At 29.9% G+C, this 21,716-nt stretch carries 22 protein-coding genes and 2 rRNA genes; 7 read left to right on the plus strand and 17 right to left on the minus strand.

Annotation, left to right across the window (positions count from 1 at the left end):
* Positions 1 to 540 precede the first annotated feature (540 nt).
* The 6 genes from CLLI_RS12985 to CLLI_RS13010 form a co-directional block, all read right to left on the minus strand.
* Positions 541 to 2,910 (minus strand): homocysteine S-methyltransferase family protein, encoded by a 2,370-nt coding sequence (locus CLLI_RS12985; protein ID WP_106064630.1) that lies wholly within the window; start codon positions 2,908 to 2,910, stop codon positions 541 to 543.
* Positions 2,900 to 3,580, minus strand: a complete 681-nt coding sequence (locus tag CLLI_RS12990) for a vitamin B12 dependent-methionine synthase activation domain-containing protein (protein ID WP_106064631.1) — start codon at positions 3,578 to 3,580, stop codon at positions 2,900 to 2,902. Before CLLI_RS12990 ends, CLLI_RS12985 begins: the two co-directional genes overlap by 11 nt.
* The gene (locus tag CLLI_RS12995; protein WP_106064632.1) at positions 3,580 to 4,038 is read right to left on the minus strand and encodes an S-ribosylhomocysteine lyase; all 459 of its coding nucleotides are present in this window, start codon (positions 4,036 to 4,038) and stop codon (positions 3,580 to 3,582) included. Before CLLI_RS12995 ends, CLLI_RS12990 begins: the two co-directional genes overlap by 1 nt.
* A gap of 258 nt (positions 4,039 to 4,296) precedes the next feature.
* Positions 4,297 to 4,539: a hypothetical protein gene (locus CLLI_RS13000; protein WP_106064633.1), complete on the minus strand. Its 243-nt coding sequence runs from the start codon at positions 4,537 to 4,539 to the stop codon at positions 4,297 to 4,299.
* An 88-nt stretch (positions 4,540 to 4,627) separates the two neighbouring features.
* The gene (locus tag CLLI_RS13005; RefSeq protein WP_106064634.1) at positions 4,628 to 5,092 is read right to left on the minus strand and encodes a putative immunity protein; all 465 of its coding nucleotides are present in this window, start codon (positions 5,090 to 5,092) and stop codon (positions 4,628 to 4,630) included.
* A gap of 258 nt (positions 5,093 to 5,350) precedes the next feature.
* On the minus strand, positions 5,351 to 5,809 hold the full coding sequence (locus CLLI_RS13010; RefSeq protein ID WP_106064635.1) for a YbaK/EbsC family protein: 459 nt from the start codon (positions 5,807 to 5,809) through the stop codon (positions 5,351 to 5,353).
* Positions 5,810 to 5,986: 177 nt separating this feature from the next.
* Between CLLI_RS13010 and CLLI_RS13015 the strand changes: the two genes are divergently transcribed.
* The gene (locus CLLI_RS13015; RefSeq protein ID WP_106064636.1) at positions 5,987 to 7,264 is read left to right on the plus strand and encodes an alkaline phosphatase family protein; all 1,278 of its coding nucleotides are present in this window, start codon (positions 5,987 to 5,989) and stop codon (positions 7,262 to 7,264) included.
* A 156-nt stretch (positions 7,265 to 7,420) separates the two neighbouring features.
* Positions 7,421 to 8,302: a glycerophosphodiester phosphodiesterase gene (locus tag CLLI_RS13020; protein ID WP_170063734.1), complete on the plus strand. Its 882-nt coding sequence runs from the start codon at positions 7,421 to 7,423 to the stop codon at positions 8,300 to 8,302.
* Positions 8,303 to 8,323: 21 nt separating this feature from the next.
* Here CLLI_RS13020 and CLLI_RS13025 read toward each other — a convergent pair whose 3' ends face one another.
* Both CLLI_RS13025 and CLLI_RS13030 read right to left on the minus strand, forming a co-directional pair.
* On the minus strand, positions 8,324 to 8,893 hold the full coding sequence (locus tag CLLI_RS13025) for a DUF2284 domain-containing protein (protein ID WP_106064638.1): 570 nt from the start codon (positions 8,891 to 8,893) through the stop codon (positions 8,324 to 8,326).
* 68 nt (positions 8,894 to 8,961) lie between these two features.
* Positions 8,962 to 9,654: a Fic family protein gene (locus CLLI_RS13030; protein WP_106064639.1), complete on the minus strand. Its 693-nt coding sequence runs from the start codon at positions 9,652 to 9,654 to the stop codon at positions 8,962 to 8,964.
* Between the two features lie 298 nt (positions 9,655 to 9,952).
* On the opposite strand from CLLI_RS13030, the gene CLLI_RS13035 reads away from it, so the two are divergent.
* Positions 9,953 to 11,092 (plus strand): DEAD/DEAH box helicase, encoded by a 1,140-nt coding sequence (locus tag CLLI_RS13035; protein ID WP_106064640.1) that lies wholly within the window; start codon positions 9,953 to 9,955, stop codon positions 11,090 to 11,092.
* Here CLLI_RS13035 and CLLI_RS15145 read toward each other — a convergent pair.
* Positions 11,087 to 11,371 (minus strand): DUF2127 domain-containing protein, encoded by a 285-nt coding sequence (locus tag CLLI_RS15145; RefSeq protein ID WP_423236802.1) that lies wholly within the window; start codon positions 11,369 to 11,371, stop codon positions 11,087 to 11,089. The two genes, CLLI_RS13035 and CLLI_RS15145, sit on opposite strands and share 6 nt — an antisense overlap.
* A 102-nt stretch (positions 11,372 to 11,473) precedes the next feature.
* Between CLLI_RS15145 and CLLI_RS13045 the strand changes: the two genes are divergently transcribed.
* Positions 11,474 to 11,836 (plus strand): phage holin family protein, encoded by a 363-nt coding sequence (locus tag CLLI_RS13045; RefSeq protein ID WP_106064642.1) that lies wholly within the window; start codon positions 11,474 to 11,476, stop codon positions 11,834 to 11,836.
* A gap of 122 nt (positions 11,837 to 11,958) precedes the next feature.
* Here the strand turns inward: CLLI_RS13045 and CLLI_RS13050 are convergent, their stop codons facing one another.
* The 5 genes from CLLI_RS13050 to CLLI_RS13065 form a co-directional block, all read right to left on the minus strand.
* The gene (locus CLLI_RS13050; protein WP_106064643.1) at positions 11,959 to 12,984 is read right to left on the minus strand and encodes an RNA-guided endonuclease InsQ/TnpB family protein; all 1,026 of its coding nucleotides are present in this window, start codon (positions 12,982 to 12,984) and stop codon (positions 11,959 to 11,961) included.
* Positions 12,985 to 13,181: 197 nt separating this feature from the next.
* A complete protein-coding gene (locus tag CLLI_RS13055; RefSeq protein WP_106064644.1) occupies positions 13,182 to 13,886 on the minus strand; it encodes an HD-GYP domain-containing protein in 705 nt (234 codons plus the stop codon).
* Entirely contained in the window at positions 13,874 to 14,020 is a 147-nt protein-coding gene (locus tag CLLI_RS14645; protein ID WP_170063736.1) for a hypothetical protein, read from the minus strand. The genes CLLI_RS13055 and CLLI_RS14645 overlap by 13 nt, the downstream gene beginning before the upstream one ends.
* Positions 14,021 to 14,170: 150 nt before the next feature.
* Complete coding sequence (locus CLLI_RS13060) at positions 14,171 to 14,617, minus strand: DMT family transporter (RefSeq protein ID WP_106064645.1); 447 nt, start codon at positions 14,615 to 14,617, stop codon at positions 14,171 to 14,173.
* A gap of 10 nt (positions 14,618 to 14,627) precedes the next feature.
* A complete protein-coding gene (locus CLLI_RS13065) occupies positions 14,628 to 15,050 on the minus strand; it encodes a DMT family transporter (protein ID WP_106064646.1) in 423 nt (140 codons plus the stop codon).
* A 152-nt stretch (positions 15,051 to 15,202) separates the two neighbouring features.
* Here CLLI_RS13065 and CLLI_RS13070 point away from each other — a divergent pair, with 152 nt between their 5' ends.
* Together CLLI_RS13070 and CLLI_RS13075 are read left to right on the plus strand one after the other, a co-directional pair.
* Positions 15,203 to 15,754, plus strand: a complete 552-nt coding sequence (locus CLLI_RS13070) for a ferritin-like domain-containing protein (RefSeq protein ID WP_106064647.1) — start codon at positions 15,203 to 15,205, stop codon at positions 15,752 to 15,754.
* 135 nt (positions 15,755 to 15,889) lie between these two features.
* Positions 15,890 to 18,202: a type IA DNA topoisomerase gene (locus CLLI_RS13075; RefSeq protein ID WP_106064648.1), complete on the plus strand. Its 2,313-nt coding sequence runs from the start codon at positions 15,890 to 15,892 to the stop codon at positions 18,200 to 18,202.
* A gap of 102 nt (positions 18,203 to 18,304) precedes the next feature.
* Here the strand turns inward: CLLI_RS13075 and CLLI_RS13080 are convergent, their stop codons facing one another.
* Positions 18,305 to 19,834 (minus strand): N-acetylmuramoyl-L-alanine amidase, encoded by a 1,530-nt coding sequence (locus CLLI_RS13080; protein ID WP_106064649.1) that lies wholly within the window; start codon positions 19,832 to 19,834, stop codon positions 18,305 to 18,307.
* 249 nt (positions 19,835 to 20,083) lie between these two features.
* Between CLLI_RS13080 and CLLI_RS13085 the strand changes: the two genes are divergently transcribed.
* Positions 20,084 to 21,163: a TRM11 family SAM-dependent methyltransferase gene (locus CLLI_RS13085; protein WP_341457009.1), complete on the plus strand. Its 1,080-nt coding sequence runs from the start codon at positions 20,084 to 20,086 to the stop codon at positions 21,161 to 21,163.
* 53 nt (positions 21,164 to 21,216) lie between these two features.
* On the opposite strand, the gene rrf is transcribed toward CLLI_RS13085, so the two are convergent.
* Both rrf and CLLI_RS13095 read right to left on the minus strand, forming a co-directional pair.
* Positions 21,217 to 21,333, minus strand: a 5S ribosomal RNA gene (gene rrf / locus CLLI_RS13090).
* A gap of 286 nt (positions 21,334 to 21,619) precedes the next feature.
* Positions 21,620 to 21,716 (minus strand): 23S ribosomal RNA (locus CLLI_RS13095); the annotation flags it as partial.

Here is a 21,716-nt window from a genome sequence, read left to right on the forward strand (position 1 = left end):
CGGCAAAATTATTATATATACCTTATCACATTATATTCCAAAGGTCAACAGGTTTTTTCAAGTTCTATAATTTAAATTATTGACCTAATAGTTGCAGTAATATTTTTGCATAAATAGTCATCCGGATTCTTCTGCAAGCCATTTTGCAAGTTTTCTTTCTTTAAATTTTCAATACTTTTTTGCTAAGAAAAATATATTTCCTATAATTTTATTAAAATAAGCTATTACAATACTATTTTTTATATAGTAAACAATTACAGTTAATATTAATCATAATTTATTTCATTAATTAAATATCTATGAAGGGTTTACTCTCCTTCCTAATGAAAGTTACACCGCATATACTCATATGTTCATTCACAAAATACACTTGTCTTCATTGCATAATATTCTGCAAAATTGCAAAATAGGTAATAGATAATAAATAAAGAAAGCTTACCATGAAGGTAAGCTAAAATTTGGTTTAATGCTTTTCTGAATAGAAAAGCTGTCCATTTTTATTCTTTATAATTTATTATCTATAATTTAAGTTCTTCACTCTTAACTCTTAAATACTTTTTTTGCAATCTCTACAGACTCCTTAGCATCCTTAGCATAGAAATCAGCTTTTATCATAGCTGCATAATCCTCATTTAAAACTGCTCCTCCTACCATGACTTTGCAGTTTAAATTATTTTCTCGTAAAGCTTTTATGGTCTCTTCCATACTTTTAACCGTAGTAGTCATCAATGCACTAAGTCCTACTAATTTTATATTATTTCTTTTAACCTCTTCTACTATTTTTTCTTTTGGAACATCCTTGCCTAAATCAATCACACTATATCCATAGTTTTGGAGCAAAGTTTTAACTATATTTTTTCCTATATCATGAATATCTCCCTTTACCGTAGCAATAAGTATTTTACCCTTATTCATGACTTTTTTATTTTCTAGAGCCATATTTTCCTTTATAATTTCAAAAGCTGTCTTTACTGTTTCTGCTGACTGCATAAGCTGAGGTAAAAATATTATTCCTTTTTCATATTTTTCTCCCACAATATCTAAAGCAGGGATTAAATATTCATCCATTATTTCCATTCCACTTTTTTCTTTTAAAAGTTTCCTTGTCATATTAGCTGCTTCTTTTTTTAACCCTTTTATAACTGCTTCTTTCAAATCTATATGTTCATTTTTATTAAGTTTTATACTTTCTTCTTTATTACCATAAACTTTTATATATTCTTTAGCATCCCTATCTTCATTATTTAATACTTTAAACCCATTTATAGCATCCATCATGGCTTTATCTAAAGGATTTATTATAGGTAGATCCAAACCGCTTCCTAATGCCATAGTTAAAAAGGTTCTATTTAATAGTTCTCTATTTGGTAATCCAAAGGACACATTGGATACTCCTAATGTGGTTTTAACCTTTAGCTTTTCCTTTACCATAGTCAAAGCCTTTAAAGTTTCCATTAAATCTTCCTGCTGTGCTGAAGCAGTTAAGGTTAAGCAATCAATTATTATATTTTCTTTATGTATGCCATATTTTAAAGCCCTGTTTACTATTTTCATAGCTACTTTATATCTATCTTCAGCTTTAGAAGGAATTCCACTTTCGTCTAAGGTAAGTCCCACAACTAAAGCTCCATATTTTTTCACTAATGGAAGTATAGTATCTAAAGATTTATCATCCCCATTAACAGAATTTACTATAGCAGTCCCATTATATGCCCTCAATGCCCTTTCTATGGCCTTTGCATTATTGGAATCTAATTGAAGTGGAATATCTATAATGCTTTGAAGGTTTTTCACAACTTCACTTAAAACTTCCTCTTCATTTATTTCTGGAAGTCCCACATTTACATCTAAAATATCTGCTCCTGCTTCTACCTGGGATATAGCTTCCTTAAAAATATAGTCCATGTCTTTATTTCTTAATGCTTCTTTAAATAATTTTTTACCTGTGGGATTTATTCTTTCTCCTATAACCTTAACCCCATCAATAATAACTGCCTTGGATGGAGTACATACTCCACATATAGGCTTATTATTTAACTTATTTAATTTAATATTTTCTACAGCTTTAACAACCTCTCTAATAAAGTTATCATCAGTACCACAGCATCCACCAAATATGCTTACTCCCTTTTCCATCATTGTTTTAGCTATTTTTCCAAATTCCTCAGGGGTTATTTTATATACAGTTTCCCCATTTACTACCTGTGGCAACCCTGCATTAGGCTGAACCATAACAGGAATACTTGCATATTTTAATATTTCATCTACTATTGGCTGCAATTCTATAGGGCCTAGAGAACAATTTACACCCAACACATCTACCCCAAGTCCTTGTAAAGTCATTACCATAGATAAAGCCGTGCATCCAGTAAAGGTTCTTCTATCCTGCTGAAAACTCATGGTGCAGAATACTGGTAAATCTGAATTTTCTTTAGCTGCAAGAACAGCTGCCTTTGCTTCATATAAATCAGTCATGGTTTCTATTAATATTAAGTCTACTCCACACTTTACTCCCTGAATTATCTGCTTTTTAAAAATTTCATAGGCTTCTTCAAAGGCTAATGTTCCCATGGGCTCTAACAATTCACCTATAGGTCCAATATCTAGTGCAATAAAAATTTCTTTTCCCTGTGCAGCTGTTTTAGCATTTTCTACGGCAGACTCTATTATTTCTTCAGGAGTATAATCTGTGTCTCTTAACTTAAGTTCATTAGCCCCAAAGGTATTGGTAGTAATTATATTGGCTCCTGCCTCTATATATTTTTTATGAATATTTACTATTTTATCTTTATCCTCAATATTTAATAACTCAGGTATTTGCCCTGCTTTAAGACCCATGCTTTGAAGCATAGTACCCATGGCACCATCAAAAATAAGTATTTTATTTCCTATAAATTCTCTAATATTCACAAATTCCACCTATCTTTCTAAATCCACAGCTATTATATTTATTGCAGTTTATACAACTTTTCTTTCCTGTCTTTTTATCTTTAGGGATAAAACCTATAATTGCAGTTACAGATTTTCTTGGTATCAAAATGCTATGTGAGGACACTGTAAGCCCTAAATTTTTATATCCATCTAATAATTGTAAGAACTCACTTTGTATATCTAAGCTTAAGTCTCCATAGCCTGGACTAAATCTAAAGGTTATTTCTCTATCCTCTTTTAGTGCAATTTTTCTAATTTCCTCTTCTACAAAATCGCAGCCTTCTTCTATAGCTGCAGTGGCACAAGCATCAAATATTAAAGCTTTTGTCATATCCAATTTTTCATAATAATTTATTTTTCTATCCACTTCACTACCTAATGTAGCCGCAAATAATGCACATTTATCACTATATCTTAGGTGATGATTTATACTGTTACCATGAAAATCTAATTCACAGTTTTCTAATGCTACTTTATTTTTCTTTACCCGTATTTTAAAAATTCTATAGGTAAAATTAAATCTAATTATTTTCTTTATCTCTTCTATGGTTTCGTCTATTAAATTATTAATATTTTCTTCTATCCTGCCCTTAACTCCTAAGTATCTTAATACTTCTTCTTTAGATATTTTAAAATCATATTCTGGCATTAATTATCACCATATATATTTAAATTAAATCCCTTCTCTAAAACAACCTTTGCATACTCCTTAGCTCCAAATAAAGATAAGTCTCTATAGTTACCGCATTGAATATCATTTGCTGCAGGCACTTCTGTGGCTTCTAGTATTCTTTTTAATGAAGTTTCTAACCCTTCTTTTATCTCTTTTGTATCTTTATCTCCCCAAACTGTTAAATAAAAGCCAGTTCTACATCCCATAGGTGATAAATCTATTATTCCATCTATATATTCTCTTAAAAATCCTGCAAGTAAATGCTCTAAAGCATGTAAAGCTCCTGTAGGTATACATGCCTTATTAGGTTGGGTAAATCTTAAATCATACTTAGAAACCTTATCTCCTTTTTCTCCAACCTGTGTACAACACTTTCTAACGTATGGTGCTACTACCTTTCTATGATCCAATTGAAAACTTTCTACTTTTTCCATAATCCACCTTTAGTGAGAATGTGTATTATAAACACCCACCCCCACTAAATTCTCACTTCCTTTCTTTTTATGTATAAATGTCAATAAAATTGTATGTAATTCATAATACAAAAAAATTGTGACCAATTTTTTTAAGAGTACAGATTACAGAGCACAGAGTACAGATATGGAGGCTTTTCTTACGTTGACACTACAGAAAAGCTTTAAATAAAATTTTCTTAAATAATAAATAAGAAAGAAAAAAGAATAAATACAGTTTTAATTAGCATTATTTTCATCCTTTTTCCACTTCAGATAATTATAAATTAATTGAATTCCACCTAATATAATAAGTAATATAGGTATTACTCTATTTATAAATAGGGTATCACCTTTCAAAATCAAAAATACACTTACAATTATGTCAATAGGAATCATCCATAAAGTTCTAATAAATTTTCTTTTATAACTTAACCTCCAATAAAATAATTCAAAGCCTTTATCTACTTTATTGGTTCCCATTATAATCCCCTCCTGTATAGTTTCACATTATATTACTGCTGTGACTCATCTTATGAAAATTATGAATAGACTTATATTGCTACTTATCCTAAATTCTATGAAATTTCTGCAGTTCATTAAGTTGCCATTCTCTTTCTTTTGTTATAGCCTCAAAATCATTAGAACTGATTAAGCATATCATCTTTATTGCATAATCTGACGCTACCATTGCGTGTTCTCTCATGCGTCCGCTTCCTACTGCTTGACCTGTAACCCTTAACGCTGTTTTCTTTATTTCACTATCACATTCACGTGCAAGTTTATGAATTTTAAAACCTGCCTGTCTAACATCATACATTCTTGCTTCGCCTATTTGCCATAATTCATTTACCTTAAACCCATTAATTATTTCATCTATTGAATGATAATTTATACCAGCAATATCTAAAATATGCTTTGCCATTAGTAGTGACCATTTAGCTAAATCTATTTGACACGTTTTTTCATATAATTCATCAATTTTCTCTCTTAATTCCATATTATCTTTTATCTTTATTTTTACCTTTGTTGCCATCACTTATCTCCCTAAATATATAATGTTTACTTCGTTTTATTCTACTATTCAGCAAAAAATTTGACCTAATGACAATGGAGAAAAATTGTCCTTTTTTATTATTTATTCTCTATTATTTATTATTTAAAACCTTCACTCTTTACCTTCTACCTATTACTTCTTACTTCTTACTTTGTACTCTGTCCTCTGTCCCCTGTCCTCTGTACTCTGTACTCTGTACTTTGTACTCTGTCCTCTGTCCTCTGTCCTCTGCTCTAGTTATTTACACACATCCACCCATACTCCATTAGTAATTTTCTCTAAATCTTCTATGGTAACTTTCACTGCTGAATTGGGAGTTCCTGCTGCAGGATACACTGATTCAAACTCCTTTAAGGAATTATCAAGATATACGCTAATTGGATTCTTTAATCCAAATGGACAAACTCCTCCAACTGGGTGACCTGTAATTTCTAACACTTCTTCTCCACTCATCATCTTTGCTTTAGTTTTAAAATAATCTTTAAATTTTCTATTATCGATTTTTGAATCTCCTTTTACAACTATAAGTATATCATCATCTTTTACCTTAAATGCCAAGGTTTTTGCAATTTGACCCGGTTCTACACCAACAGCTTTGGCAGCTTCATCTACAGTAGCAGTACTTTCTTTAAACTCCAATATTTTTAAGTTTAAATTTTTCTCATTGATTTGTTTTTTTACATTTTCTATTCCCATAAATAGACTTCTCCTTATCCTATAAATAATAAGATCCAATATATTCTAAAGCCAAAAATCACTTGATGTCTGAATGTAACAAAAATTCTTATTTAATTGTATACCATTTCCTCTTATTTTTCTATCATAAGGATACAAATTTATAGTAAAATGTATTTAAGGTAGGTGTAATATATTATGGAAAAATACACTATAATAATTTCTTTTGATGCAGTAGGCAAAAAAGATTTTGAAATATTAAAGAATATGCCAAACTTTAAATACTTAATTCAAAATGGATCTTACTCATCAAATGTGGAATCTGTTTATCCTTCACTAACTTATCCTGCACATGCAACCATTGTTACAGGAAATTATCCTAAAAATCATGGGATTATAAATAATACTTTACTACAGCCTAAAATGAAAAATCCTGATTGGTTTTGGTATAGAAAATATATAAAAGGAACTACTCTATACGATTTAGCAAAAGAAAATGGGCTAAAAACTGCTTCACTATTATGGCCTGTTACTGCTAAGGCAAATATAGATTATAATATGCCTGAGATTTTTCCAAATAGGATTTGGCAAAATCAAATATCTACTTCACTTTCCGGTGGCAGCAAACTGTTTCAATTTATTGTTAATAAGAAATTTGGCAAGCTAAGGAAAGGATTTGCTCAACCTTTTCTGGATAACTTTGTAATGAAATCAGCCCTATATTTAATTGAAAATAAAATGCCTAATTTGCTTTTAATCCATTTAACCGATGTGGATCACTTTAAGCACAATTATGGATGTAATAGTAGCAAAGTACTAGAGGCTTTAAAAAGACATGATTTAAGATTGGGTAAGATAATAAATGTGTTGAAGAAAATAAATATATTTCATAAAACTACAATAATAGCTTTAGGGGATCATAGCTTTTTAAATACGGAATATGTAATTAGATTAAACAAATTATTCCTCCAAAAAGGGTTCATTTCTCTAAATAATAATGGTGAAGTAAAAGATTGGAAGGTATTTTCAAATTCCTGCAGTGGTTCTGCTTATATATATTTAAAAGATAATAAAGATTCTATTTTAAAAGCAAAGGTTATGGAAGAGCTAAAAAACTTTTCTAAAGAAAATAATTGTATAAATAAAATATTAACTTCAAAAGAAGCCTCTTCTTTTGGGGCAGATGAAAAATGTTTTTTAATGTTAGAGGCTAAAAAGGGATACTACTTTATAAATTCAATAGAAGGAAATATTCTAGAAAAAACAGATAAAAGTTTTTATAAAGCCAACCATGGTTATTGTCCAAAAATTAAGGACTATAAAACCATATTCATAGCCAGCGGCCCAAAAATAAAGAAAAATTATGAAATAAAGGAAATGAGATTAATAGATGAAGCTCCGACTATAGCAAAAACTTTGGATTTAAATTTAGGCAAAGTGGATGGAGCTACTTTAAAGGAAATATTTCTCGCATAGCAGCATAATAAATTTTTTTTAATTAAATGAGGTTTTGGGCACCAATATATATAGACACCATTTTAAAAATAAATTATAATATATTTACTTGCAATATGTTTTAAAATTCAAAATATAGATACATCATTAAGCCATTAGAAAGTTGGTGACATGACTATGATTAAGAATAAAGAAATAAAATTCACGTATCTATATAAAAATTTTTTAATTCCCTTTATCCCACTTATTGTTTTTATTGCTTTGATTTTTATACCATCTACAGTTTTATTTAGCTCTCCAAAACACAAGGAAAATATTTTTATAACTGCACATAGAGGTAATTCTTCAGAAGCTCCTGAAAATACTTTAAGTGCTATAAAATATGCAATTAATTCAGGAGTAGAATATGCAGAAATTGATGTACAGGAAACAAAGGATGGACAAGTAATCTTACTTCATGATAATAATTTCAAGAGGGTAAGTGGGTATGACAAAAATATATGGGAAGTAAACTATGATGAGATTAAAAATTATGATGTTGGAAGTCATTTTAATAATAAATTTAGAGGAGAAAAAATACCTACTTTAGAAGAAGTAATAAAGGCCTCTAAAGGCAAAATTAAACTTAATATTGAAATAAAAGCTAATGGCCATGAAAAAAACTTAGTTTTCAATGCTTTAAATATAATTAAGAAGGAAGATTTCAACAAATATTGTATAGTAACTTCTTCAAATTATAATGTGTTAAAACAGGTTAGAAAATTAGACCCTTCTATTAAAATTGGCTATATAACTCGTGTCAAATCAAAAGGTATTGAAAATATGGATGTAGATATTTATAGTTTAGATGGTGATATAGTAAATAGAAAATTTATAGAAAAGGCTCATAAAAATGGAAGACAAGTTTACGTTTGGACCATAAATAGAGAAGATGCTATGGTGAAATATATCAATTTAGGAGTAGATAGTATAATAACAGATTACCCAAATAGGCTTAAATTAATTATAGATAGAAAAAACAAGCAAACTTTGCTAGGTAATATGGTAAAAGAAATTTAATTAGAGGATAGTGAACCATCACTATCCTCTAGTCTTATTCTTAAATAGCAATAATGATATATAAGCAATAGAATCTTCTGAATAACTAAATTTTAATCCACAGGATTTTAATAATTCTCCTAAATCAATTCCACATGCCTCTGCAGAAGGCACTGCTATTTCAGGGTGTATGCACTTTTCCCCATGTAAATATGCACATTTATTACAAATTTCACACTGCCCTGCACCCATTGGAAAAGTATCCATATCCACATATTTTTCCTTAATAAATTTAGTTATGTTTCTCAAAAAGTCATTATGTAAATCTCTAGCCTTAGCCAACCCCTCTTTATCGCTTATACCATCTATTTTATTTAGGGTTTGAAATACAATTCCATTTTCAAATTTCATTATTTTTCTTTTTAGCTCTTCTATTGAACCTATAGCAGGTGGGCACATCCAGTTACTTCCATAATGACCACATAAATTATCCTCACAGTATTTTCTAAACTTATTTGAAAATACTAAGTTTTTAGGTTTAAAGTATTTTGCGTAGGCTGCCCCTTCATTTAAAATGTCCTCAATAATGTTTTCATAATTTACACTATCCATTCTTTAACCTCCTAATTATAAGTGTTTAAACTTAATTAATCATCCACTTTAAGCCATATTAAAAATTATTAATATCTTTCTAAGCAATTATTATATAAAAAATCAAATATATTGTCAGCTTCTCTTGTATTGTAGAATTCAACCATTAGAGTGTTAAACTGCAATCTATCCTTTGCTTTTATATTAAATATTCCTTGGCCATTTGATATTAAAATCATATTGGATACGAGCCTGGAAGTCCTTTTATTCCCATCATAATAAAATTGATTTAAAGTTCCCCATAAAAATATCTCAAAAGCCAACTCTGTTTTACTTTTACATCTTTCTATTAATTTAGGCAATTCATTTTTAAAGATGGTTTCTAATTCTTCAGCTCTTGGAGGAATAAATTCTGTACCAGCTATTCTAACTTGACCAGTTCTAAATACACCACTAATTAAAGCTTCATCTTTAGCAACTATATCATTAAATTTATTAAAAATATTAATATCAATTGATACATTGTTTTGGATTACTAAATCAAATAAATAATTCCAAGCATTTCTAATGCTATAAATTTGTTGTTCATCACTTACTTTATGACCACCTATAGTAATTCCGTCAAGTAAAGTTTGTACTTCCGGATAAGTAAATGGATTCCCTTCTAAACTAGCCATATTAAATACTACATCTGGCAATAATTTTTTAGCTAAAATTATTAATCTTCTTGTATCTAATGCAGGTGTTATGTCCTCATAGGATTTAGTCCTATTAAATAGCATATTATCTCACCGCTACTCAAAATATAGTCAAATATATCCATATTGAAAAATATCTTTGATGAAGTTTTTGTATCTTTACTATTTGTTTTTGGATATTTTGATGAGTAGCCTCTCCTTTCTTTTCAATTTGCAAAATTACTATAAAATAATTATACAATGATTATAATATTATGTAAAGTTATGGCAATACCCTTCATTGACAAAAGCATAGGCAAAGTATAGAATTATAGAAGTTTTTAATACTAAGAATATATCCAAATTATTAAAATAATACATGTTACTTAAAAAGGAGATAAATATGGCAAATTCATTCGATAAATTAAATTTAAATACAAAATTAATAGAGGGCTTGAAAAAAGAAGGTATTAATGAACCTACCAATATTCAAATAGAAGCAATACCCTTAGCTTTAGAAAATAAGGATATAATAGGTGAATCAGAAACAGGAAGTGGAAAAACCTTAGCTTATTTACTTCCTATATTTCAAAAGATAAATAGTGATAAAAAAGAAATGCAGGCTATAATTTTAGCTCCTACCCACGAGCTGGTTATGCAAATAGATAAGGAAATAAAACTTTTATCACAAAATTCCGAAATGCCTATAACTTCTGCTGCTATAATAGGAGAGGTTAATATACAAAGGCAAATTGAGAAATTAAAGAAAAAGCCTCATATAATTGTAGGCTCTACAGGAAGAATATTTGAACTTATAAAAAAGAGAAAAATAAGTGCTTATACCATTAAAACCATTGTCATTGATGAAGGTGATAGGATGCTAGACGAAAGGAATTTAGCTGGAGTAAAAGATGTGATAAAAACTACAATGAAAGACAGACAATTAATGGTATTTTCAGCTACCATAACTGAAAGAACTATCAATGTTGCAAAAAATTTGATGAAGGAGCCAACAGTTATAAAGGTTGAAGAAAAAACATTAGTTAATCCCAATATTGATCATATGTATTTTATTGCAGAGCAAAGGGATAAAATTGAAACTTTAAGGAAATTGGTAGCCTCTATAAAACCAGAAAGAGCTATTGTATTTATAAATAAAGGTGAAGAAATAGAATTAACTACATTAAAACTTCAATATCACCATATTAAGGCCTATGGAATATACGGCAATGCCCCAAAGGAAGAACGTAAAAAAGCCTTAGAGGGATTTAGAATGGGAAAAATTCAACTTTTAATAGCTTCAGATTTAGCAGCTAGAGGATTGGATATAAAAGGTGTAACTAATATATTTAATTTAGATTTACCTGAAGATCCAAAGGAATATCTACATAGGGTTGGTAGAACTGGCAGGGCTGGAAACTCTGGTACCGCTATTTCTATAGTTACAGAAAAAGAAACTTCATTGCTTAGAAGATACGAGAAAGAATTAAATATAAAGATTGAAGGTAAAAAAATATATAGGGGAATTATTCACAGCCTATAATAAAAAAATTGTAACCAATTTTTTTAGTTGACAGAGGACAATTGGCAATTGACAGTTAAGGGCAACTTTTCTCCACAATAGAATTAACATAAAGATTTTAATTGTGCCATGGGACAATAAATAAAAGGAAGTAAAATGTTGCATACTCATTGAGAATGTATGGCTAAAATAGACAAGATAGCTCATTACAAAGTCCTGCGGATCTTCAAGCAACTCATTTTTTGATATCAATGCTATGAGTTTACTCATCCTTTTAGGGGTTAGAAAATGGTTAAATATTTATGAAAATCCATAATATATTTTTCTATTTTTAAATAATTTTTAGTTTTATACACATAATATATTTACATTACTTATTTATTTTAAAGGAGGATAAACATTATGGCTGATAAAAACACAGAACAGGAAAAACCAGGTATATTACATTATATAGTAAGACTTATACTAGTTGCAATAGTGCTTGGCATAACATCATTTTTAACCCCTGGTTTTACTATTAGAGGAATGTGGTCAATGATACTGGCAGCAGTTGTAATAACAGTAATAGATGTTTTAGTAGAGAGCTTTATGGGAGTTGACGCATCACCCTTTGGAAAAGGGTTTAAAGGATTTGTAATTGCAGCAATAATAATATACTTAACACAATTTTTAGTACCTAATATGAAGGTATCTATAATAGGTGCTATACTAGCTGCAATAGTTATTGGAATAATAGATGCTATAATACCTGGTAGAGTTATGTAGGATAAGAAAAGACGACACTGTCGTCTTTTTTAGTTAGTCTATAACTAAAGATTTAACCTGTGAACTCACCACCACTTTAGAAGTGGTGGCTTCTTGGGTAATACCTTCTAATGAAGATAAATTTACCAAGCTAACAAGGCAGAACCAGCCTCTTTTATATTTAGTGCTGCATTATAATCTCTATCTATAATACAGCCACAATTTTCACATTTATATATTCTATCTGATAGTTGTAATTTTTCTTTCATAGTTCCACAATTACTGCACATTTTGGAAGATGGAAACCATTTATCTATTTTGATAAGTTGCTTTCCCATATCTTCTAACTTATACTTTAGAAAATTCCTAAATGTTCCAAACCCATTATCGGCTAATGATTTACCTAGCTTTAAGCATTGTCCTACTGCCCTCAAGTTTATATCTTCTACTATTATTGCATCATATACTTTTGCTAGATTATATGCTTTTTTATGAAGCCAATCTTTTCTTTGTTCTGATATTTTGTTTTGTATTTTTGAAGGAGTTTGCTTTTCCAGAGTATAATATTCTACTGTGAAGCTTATATAATATTGATTTCTACAATTCTTTGATAATGTAACACTTTTTATAATGCTGTTTTCGGGCAATTGTCTATGATTAACGAATTTAATAGGCTCTTTTAATTTAGGTATCTTAACATACTTTTCATCTACTATTGATACAGTGCCATTTTGATTATTGGTGGTGAAAGAATCCTGATTTTTTCTTTTACTTTTGAAGTTTGGAATACCCTTTAAGTCCTTGAATGTTAATTCTTTGCCTAAAGTTTCAACTTGCTTCAATGCTTTTTTTGAGTATGTTTTACCATCAAATTCACTATTGTATTTTTTTATGGCATCCCTAAAATTAAGCTGTACATTTGCAAAAGCTAATGAATCTATTTCTTTCATATACTCATAACCTTTTTTTATTATTGCTGGTGTTGGCAAGTGTATAGCCTTGTAATCAATTTTTCCGTTAATAAAATTTTTCTCATGAAGCTGTTTATACAGCATATCAACATATAAGTTATACATTTTTCTACTACAACCAAAAGCTTTCTCTAGGTATACCATTTGTTCTTTATTAGGTTTTAGCCTAAATCTATACCCCTTATTTTTCTTAATCACAGATTTTCACCTCATTTATTACTCTTCCCCTATACTTGTATCTAAATTCATTTGTTTACCATATTTATAGCCTTACTCCTTATTTAGGATATATAATCTATGATAATTCATCGAAAAATTATTATTTTATGTATCGAACCTAAAATAATAAGAGGGCTATCCATCTCCCACCTAAGAGGATGGAAGAATTCCGCCCATTATGTTAAATCTTTACGTTTCTTTAAATCTATAAAATTATCATTATTAAGTAGTAATGGACAAGATAAATTATTTACGTCGATTTGTATTATTTTGCATACATCATTATTATCAAGCAAGACCTTCTCTCCTATGTAGTAATTTACTATATGTTCTATAAATATTTTGCTATAATTATAATCTAATTTTCCTAAGCTATCCCTTTGAATAATCTCTAATGCACCAAAAGGATCTTTTCTTTTTCTATAAATTCTGTTAGAGTTTACTGCATCAAAAGTATCTGCTATAGCTATAATTTTTGCAAATTCGTTTATCTCATCACCTTTTAACCCTAATGGATATCCAGATCCATCCATTCTTTCATGATGCATTAATATTCCATACCCAACAGATGCATTTAAAGTAGTCATATTTTTAACCAAATTATATGCTATAATTGGGTGCTTCCTTATTTCTTTAAACTCTTTCTCTGTAAGTCTTGTTTGCTTATACAATATGCTTTTATCTATTTTGCTCTTGCCAAAATCATGTAATGTAGCTGAATAAGCTAATAAATTTAATTTTGTTTTATCATAGCCTATCCACTTTCCCAAAAGCAGACTTAAAGCGGCTACATTTACTGAATGTTTAAATATACAATCTTCCCCGCTGCCCTCCAAAACTATATTCTTAATTATAGTACTTGGAGAATTCAATTCATCCATAATTTTTTTATTATTCCTTCAGTAATTTCTACTCCTTTAGAAACCAAAATAGAGTCATTATTCATTATATTCTCAGCAGTAATCATTCCCGGTTGTAGATCCTTTACATTAGTATGGAGTACTTTATTATTCATCCCATCAACCCCTTAACGGAAAAGCAAAATTATTTTAATATTGTATAATCTGTATACTAATTATAACATTCCATGAATTATCTTACAATAAGACAATCTTATTGAAATACATTAACTGGCTAAGATGGTAGAATCCTAGATTTATTCAGCTTATTCACTGATCAATTCTTGTTTGTCTACATAAAAATTATACAAAAGTCCACCTAGTATAAGAATACTTCCTAAGATCTTTCCCTTTGATACCACATTAACTGTTAAATAATCTATGAGGATACCTGTGGCAATTTGTCCAATAAAAATTAATAAAGTTGAATATATGGTAGGAATCTTAGGTATTATAACATTAGATACAGATACAACAATAACACCTATAGCCCCTCCTAAATACGCCCAAGCAGGAACACCATGTAATTTATCAAAGGATATGTTTATTCCCCCCTCCATAATAAGAAGCATTATAGAAGTTCCAATTAAACCTACCACATAATTTATAAATGTTCCTTGAAATACCCCTATTTTCTTCCCCAAACTAGAATTTATCACCATGGATAAGATAACCATAGCACCTGTTATAAATGCAAGTATAATATACATCATAATTCCCCTCCTAATATATTACCATCACAATTATTCCTAAAAATATCATGAAAAAGCCTACTATCTTTTTACTTTTAAATTTACTAACTTTCATATGAAATAATCCAAAATGATCTATTATTCCAGACATAATAAGTTGTCCAAACAATCCTAATGATAAAGTAAGTGATGCTCCTAATTTATTAAAAGCAATATTGTTAAAAAGCACTACAAAAACTCCAATGGCTCCTCCACTAAAAAGATATGCAGGTAATTTCTCATTAAATTTTAGCTTTTCCTTTCTCAATATTAATACCAAACTTACAGCTATAAGTCCTACTATATGAATTATTAATACCGCTTTATAATCTCCTATTCCCTTAGATAAAGCGCCATTAATAGTTACCATGATAGCAATTAAAATTCCTATAATTACTGCACTTAACTTATACATTTAGCTCCCCCGTCCCTATTTATTCTTCTACATTAAGGTTATCATATAAATAATTATATATAAATAGTTTATTTTAATTGAGAATATACATATCCCTTTTATTGTAAGAATATATAATACTAATATTAGTTTATATTTTGGAGGAATATATTTTGAGTAAAAATGACCATGACTTGCATATAAGAGATAAGTATGCTGATCCATCTCCTTACCCTGAGGTAAAGGTTACTGGAAGAAATCCTTATTACGCATCATTGCTAATTGATGATTACGCTGGTTTAATAAGTGAATTTACTGCTATCAGCCAATATTTATACCATCATTTCTTTTTTGAAGATATTGATAAAGAACTCGGAAAGTTGTTAGAAAATGTATCTATTGTTGAAATGCATCATATGGAAATTCTAGCAGATGTGATTAAAAAGTTAGGTGGAAATCCTATAATTAGAGGTACTTACAGCACTTGCGGTAACTTTTGGAATGGAACTTTTATAGATTATGGATCAGGGCTTTGTGATAGATTAAAAATCGATATTGATTCAGAGTATAAAGCTATTAATGAATACAACAAACATACAGGTATGATAGATGACCCTTATATAAAAGCCATACTTCAAAGAATTATTCTTGATGAAAAAGTCCATATTAAACTTTTCAATGAAGCTCTTTTAAAATTCTGTGGCTGCAGTTATAAAAAATTGTGAACAATTTTTTAGTTGACAATTGACAATTGACAGTTTCTAAAAAAAGTGCGCCGCACTTTTTTTTCGTTTTGTGTTATTATTATATATGAAACTTTTAAACTAATGCAAATTATTGAAGTACTGTGAGGTTTTTTAATGGGTAAATCTTTATTTATTACAGAAAAGCCATCTGTGGCTATGGAATATGTTAAACTTTTAAATGTAAAAGGAATGAAAAAAGATGGCTACATAGAATCAGATAAAGCCGTATTTTCCTGGTGTGTAGGTCATATGGTAACTATGAGTTATCCGGAGAGATATAATCCAAATTTAAAAAGATGGTCTTTAGATACTTTACCTTTCTTACCAAAGGAATATAAATATGAGGTCATTCCAGGGGTGGCCAAACAATTTAATGTGGTTAAAGAATTATTAAAAAGAGAAGATATAGATAGAATATATGTGTGCACGGACTCCGGAAGAGAAGGAGAATATATTTATAGACTTGTTGATGAAATGGTTGGAGTAGAGGGTAAAGAAAAAAAGAGAGTGTGGATTGATTCTCAAACAGAAGAGGAAATAAAGAGAGGAATAAAGGATGCTAAAGAGCTTTCTGAGTATGATTCTTTAGCAGATTCCGCCTATTTAAGAGCTAAGGAAGATTATCTTTTAGGTATAAATTTTTCAAGACTTTTAACCCTTAAATATGGCAGATCTGTAGCCAATGCCATTGAAGATGATCATGTAGTAATCGCAGTGGGCAGAGTTATGAGCTGCGTTTTAGGTATGATTGTAGATAGGGAAAGGGAGCTTAGAAGTTTTATAAAGACACCTTTCTACAAAATACTCGGAAGCTTTCATGGGAATAAAGATGATATTAATGGTGAGGAAATGGTTTACCGTGGAGAATGGAAATCCATAGAAGGCTCCAAATATGCGGGTTCCCCTCTTTTATATAATGAAGGCGGCTTTAAAAAAAGAGAGGATGCTGAAAAATTTATAGATGAAATAAGTGAAAAGGCATCTCAAGAATATCCCGTTATAGAAGATATAAAAAAATCTGTGGAGAATAAAAATGCTCCTTTGCTATTTAATTTAGCAGAACTTCAAAATGAATGTTCAAAGAGATTTAAAATAAGCCCTGAAGAAACTTTAAATAAAATTCAGTCATTATACGAAAAAAAGTTACTTACCTATCCAAGAACAGATGCCAGAGTGCTATCAACAGCTGTGGCAAAGGAAATAGATAAAAATATAAGAAAACTTATAAAATATGATGGTGATGAAGAAATAAGACATATATCGCAAAATATATTAAATAATAAATGGTATTTAAATTTGGATAAAACTAAATATGTAAATGACAGCAAAATAACAGATCACTATGCCATTATACCTACAGGAGAGGGACTTCAAAATTATAATGGCGTTTCAGATTTAGAAAAAAAGGTATATAACTTAGTACTTAGAAGGTTTCTAGCCATATTTTATCCTCCAGCTAAATATAACAAAATAGCTATTACTACAAAGGTAAGCGGAGAAAGATTTTTTACCACAGACAAGGTATGTGTGGAAGAAGGATATCTTACTGTATTAAAAGATAATAAAAAAAATGCAGAGGAAAAGAACTTAAAATTTTTAAGTAAGCTTAAAAAAGCACAGACTGTTAATTTAGTTGAAATGGAGGTAAAGGAAGGTGAAACTTCCCCTCCTAAAAGATATACTTCAGGATCTATAATTATTGCTATGGAAAATGCAGGTAAACTTATTGAAGATGAAGAGCTTAGGGAACAAATAAAAGGAGCAGGTATAGGTACCTCTGCCACCAGAGCTGAAATATTAAAGAAGTTAGAAAAGATAGATTATATTAGCTTAGATAAAAAAACTCAGGTTGTAACGCCAACTCAAAAGGGAGAAATGATATATGAGGTTATAAAAAAATCTATACCTACATTACTTAATCCCATACTAACAGCTAGTTGGGAAAAAGGTCTTAACATGGTTTATCAAAAGGAAATAGCCCCAGAATTATTTATGAAAAAGTTGGAGGACTATACTAAAACCAATGTAAAGAGGGTAATTAATAGCACAAATATTCATATGATACACAGCTCTTTTGAAAAAATTAAAAATAATAATTCCAATATATCTAAAGGTAATTCAAAATCTAAAAATAGTAAAAAATATGGAAATAGCAGCAGAGAATCTCTTGGTGTATGTCCTATATGTAAAACTGGTAATGTGGTAAAAAACAGTAAGGGCTATGGCTGCGATAATTGGCAAAGCGGGTGTAAATTTTTTATAGGGGAAATGTGCGGACAGAAAATACCCCTTGAACAAATTAAGAAATTAATAGTAGATGGAAAAACAGATGTACTAAAGGGTTTTAAATCAAAGAAGGGCAATGAATTTAGTGCACGGCTTATTATAAAGGATAGAAAAATACAATTTTCCTTTGTTACAAAATAAAAAGGTTGCATCGCAACCTTTTTTAATAATAAAGAAAAATTCTCCTTATTTATTATTTATTCTCTATCATTTATTATTTTAAAAAATTATGTCATAATTTTTTTATTGTGCATTAACAAACTTTATTATTCCAGTTGCTATAGCTTGCGCAAGTGTGTTTTGAAAGCTGTCACTATTTAAAAGTTTTTCCTCATTAGGATTACTTATAAATCCATCTTCTACAAGTACCGCTGGTGCATTTGTATGAAGTAAAACATAAAAGTCTGCTGTCTTTATTCCTCTATTATATAAGTTAGTAGCCTTAGTAATTTCTCTTTGTATTGATTCTGCTAGCTTTTTCCCGGTTGCACTGCCAGATGCATAGTATGTTTCCTGTCCGTTAGCACTTGAACTTTCAAAACTATTATTGTGTATGGATACAAAATAATCAACATTTTCACTATTTGCTATATCACAACGTTTTTGAAGATCCTGTATTTCAACTGAAGGCCAGGATACCTTGTCACTTGTTCTAGTATACACAACATCTATACCATTTTTTTTAAGTATTTCCCCAGTCTTTAATGCTATGGCTAAAGTTACATTTTTCTCTTGAACACCTGTTGGTCCAATTGCTCCAGGATCATATCCACCATGACCTGGGTCTAAACATACCTTTATTGATGAAGAAGAACCTCCATTTATAATTTTCTGTACCAATGTATCTGATATTACACCAGTTCCGCCTAGTACGCTGATTGTGGATATATTATTCAAATTAGATTGAATTATAGAGTTCTTTACATCATATGAGTTGTTTACTAATATAATGGGTGATGATGTTTTTGCTGCAGCTGCAGAACCTGATAAAGCATCTGGAAATGCTTGTCCATTTGCTAAATATGTATTATCAAAGCTTAAATTAAATTCATTTACAACTGCTAAGTTTGTTCCATATCTATCATGACCACCTAATCTACTGTGGTTGCTGATGCCGCTAACAGCATCTTCGGAAATAGAACCACTTTCACCTACTACATAATATTTACTACCAGTATTAGCATTATTATTAATAAAATCTTTAACAACATCTGGAATACTGTTTTTTGTAGTCAGCAGTATAGGCATTTCCTTTAAAGCAGCAATAGGAGCAGCTGATATAGCATCTGGAAAGTTCTCTCCTGATGCTATAAAGGCACCATTGTTTGTCCCTATCATTTTTGCTACATTAACACTAGTTTCATATCTATCATGACCATATATTCTCGTATATGCTATGCTATTATTCTTTAATTGTTTCTCAATGTCTTCAGATATTACACCAGTTCCTCCTATTATGAATGCATTTTTAGCACCTAGTCTCTTTATTTCATCCAACAAATTTTTACTTATGGTATTTTGTGATGTTAATAAAATAGGAGCATCATATTTTTTAGATAAGGGGGCTGCACTTAGAGCATCTGGAAAGTTTTCTCCTGACACTAATATAATATTATCGGACTTTTCCCAATTATCATGTGAAATCTTTATTGAGGTTCCATACCTGTCATTTCCACCTAATCTTTGGACAGCAGGTGCAGCTGATACATTAGGTTTATATAAGAAAAGTATGGATACAAAGCAACAAAAAAATATCATTAATCTTTTTTTCATTATCGTTAGTTCACTCCTTAATTTTTATATTGTGATTTTTACTTTATCGCAGGGTAAATGTAAATTCTATTTCCCCTTATGTTAGATAGATTATATTTAAAATCTGCTCCATATATTTTAAATTACATCATTTTCCCCTAAATTTCACCCTGCAATATATTCTACATACAATATTATAATACAAAAAAATGATTTATTCTGCAAATTTATATTAATTCATAAATTTTTAGTATATTTTAAAGTAATTATTTGGCAAATGCTATTAGAGATCCTATCCCTATTATTGACTTTATAGTAAATCTCGATTACAGTTGTAGTATAGTAACCATTGGATTTTCCAAGCTTTTAAAAAGGAGCGTATTTATGTGTCAGCTAAAACTTACTAATTTAAAAGATAAAAATAGACTAAAGCAATATTTTTATAATATTAATTTTACAGTATACGAAGAAAATCTATGTAAGATGGAAATGAAATACCTTTTCCACAAGGTTCCAAAGGATAAATACTTTCTTTCTTATCATTATGTTGACCCCTCAAGAAGTCCTTTCATAAAACAATGTATATCTATAATATATACCGGTAACACATTAGAGGATATAATCAATGAAATTATAATAAATAATCTATCCTATGAAAAATTCAAAGTTCGTTATATTAATGTTCATAATGAAAGCATCAGCTTTGAAAAAAGACGTAAAATAGAGTATAAAATTGGATTTAATATAGCTGGAAAGGCTGAAATGAAGTATCCTAAAGTAATTTTAGGTGTAACAAAAGTATATGGAAAATGGATATTAGGTGAATATAGTGAAAATAAATCAGATTTAGAATTTCATAATAGAAAACCCTATTGTTACTCTAATGCACTAGGCGTTAGGGTTGCTAGAGCACTTGTAAATATAGCCGTATCCAACAATTTAAAAAGCAAGATTGTAGACCCCTGCTGTGGTATTGGAACAGTGGTTATAGAAGCACTGTCCATGGGAATTGACATTAAAGGCTATGAAATAAATCCTTGTATAGCTGAAAATGCAAAGAAAAATCTTGAATTTTTTGGTTATGACAATGTAATTACCCATGGAAATATGCATAATCTGCAGGATACCTTCGATGCTGCAATTGTAGATCTTCCCTATGGATTGTTTTCTCCAACCACCCTTAAAGAGCAGATAGCTATTATAAATACTACCCGTAGAATAGCAAATACTGCTGTTATTGTTACCTTAGAGAACATGGACCAGTATATTCTCTCCTGCGGCTTTAATATTGTTGATAGGTGTTATGTTTCTAAAGGTAAATTTACAAGGCATATAACCATATGTAAGTGATTATATGCAAAATAAAAAAACACTAAGTAATTTGCTTAGTGTTTTTTATTTTTACCTGGCGACAACTTACTCTCCCACAAAGCTTCCCTTGCAGTACCATCAGCGCTTCAAAGCTTAACCATCGTGTTCGGTATGGGAACGGGTGTTACCTTTGAGCCATAATCACCAGATTTTTTTCAGAGTACAGTTGACAGAGTACAGAGTACAGTTATGGACAAAATTCCTAGGGAATTTTTAAAACTATATTTCTAGCTTTTGCTTTGCAAAAGCATCTATAACTCTCAATTCTCAACTAAAAATTGCTATAAGTTGCGCATTACTTCGTTAACAAGTTCGCTGCGGTGCTCATTTAGCTTACTAAATTCCGCTCCTCGCTTCTCATGTTTCCTTGTATTGCTTGCTTCTATCAATTTTTGAAAGAAATTATTCTTTCAAAATTGCACAAAGTAAATATTTAAGATCAAGCCCTCGACCTATTAGTACTAGTCAGCTGAATGTATTACTACACTTACACCTCTAGCCTATCAACCTTGTGTTCTTCAAGGGGTCTTAC

It is taken from the genome of Clostridium liquoris, from assembly GCF_002995785.1.
Classification (GTDB): Bacteria; Bacillota; Clostridia; order Clostridiales; family Clostridiaceae; genus Clostridium_AO; species Clostridium_AO liquoris.

Coding starts and splice junctions, on each gene's coding strand:
- CLLI_RS12990 (WP_106064631.1), bottom strand. CDS start 3,580: ATGCCAGAATATGATTTTAAAATATCTAAAGAAGAAGTATTAAGATAC.
- CLLI_RS12995 (WP_106064632.1), bottom strand. CDS start 4,038: ATGGAAAAAGTAGAAAGTTTTCAATTGGATCATAGAAAGGTAGTAGCA.
- CLLI_RS13000 (WP_106064633.1), bottom strand. CDS start 4,539: ATGGGAACCAATAAAGTAGATAAAGGCTTTGAATTATTTTATTGGAGG.
- CLLI_RS13005 (WP_106064634.1), bottom strand. CDS start 5,092: ATGGCAACAAAGGTAAAAATAAAGATAAAAGATAATATGGAATTAAGA.
- CLLI_RS13010 (WP_106064635.1), bottom strand. CDS start 5,809: ATGGGAATAGAAAATGTAAAAAAACAAATCAATGAGAAAAATTTAAAC.
- CLLI_RS13015 (WP_106064636.1), top strand. CDS start 5,987: ATGGAAAAATACACTATAATAATTTCTTTTGATGCAGTAGGCAAAAAA.
- CLLI_RS13020 (WP_170063734.1), top strand. CDS start 7,421: ATGATTAAGAATAAAGAAATAAAATTCACGTATCTATATAAAAATTTT.
- CLLI_RS13025 (WP_106064638.1), bottom strand. CDS start 8,893: ATGGATAGTGTAAATTATGAAAACATTATTGAGGACATTTTAAATGAA.
- CLLI_RS13030 (WP_106064639.1), bottom strand. CDS start 9,654: ATGCTATTTAATAGGACTAAATCCTATGAGGACATAACACCTGCATTA.
- CLLI_RS13035 (WP_106064640.1), top strand. CDS start 9,953: ATGGCAAATTCATTCGATAAATTAAATTTAAATACAAAATTAATAGAG.
- CLLI_RS13045 (WP_106064642.1), top strand. CDS start 11,474: ATGGCTGATAAAAACACAGAACAGGAAAAACCAGGTATATTACATTAT.
- CLLI_RS13055 (WP_106064644.1), bottom strand. CDS start 13,886: ATGGATGAATTGAATTCTCCAAGTACTATAATTAAGAATATAGTTTTG.
- CLLI_RS14645 (WP_170063736.1), bottom strand. CDS start 14,020: ATGAATAATAAAGTACTCCATACTAATGTAAAGGATCTACAACCGGGA.
- CLLI_RS13060 (WP_106064645.1), bottom strand. CDS start 14,617: ATGATGTATATTATACTTGCATTTATAACAGGTGCTATGGTTATCTTA.
- CLLI_RS13065 (WP_106064646.1), bottom strand. CDS start 15,050: ATGTATAAGTTAAGTGCAGTAATTATAGGAATTTTAATTGCTATCATG.
- CLLI_RS13075 (WP_106064648.1), top strand. CDS start 15,890: ATGGGTAAATCTTTATTTATTACAGAAAAGCCATCTGTGGCTATGGAA.
- CLLI_RS13080 (WP_106064649.1), bottom strand. CDS start 19,834: ATGAAAAAAAGATTAATGATATTTTTTTGTTGCTTTGTATCCATACTT.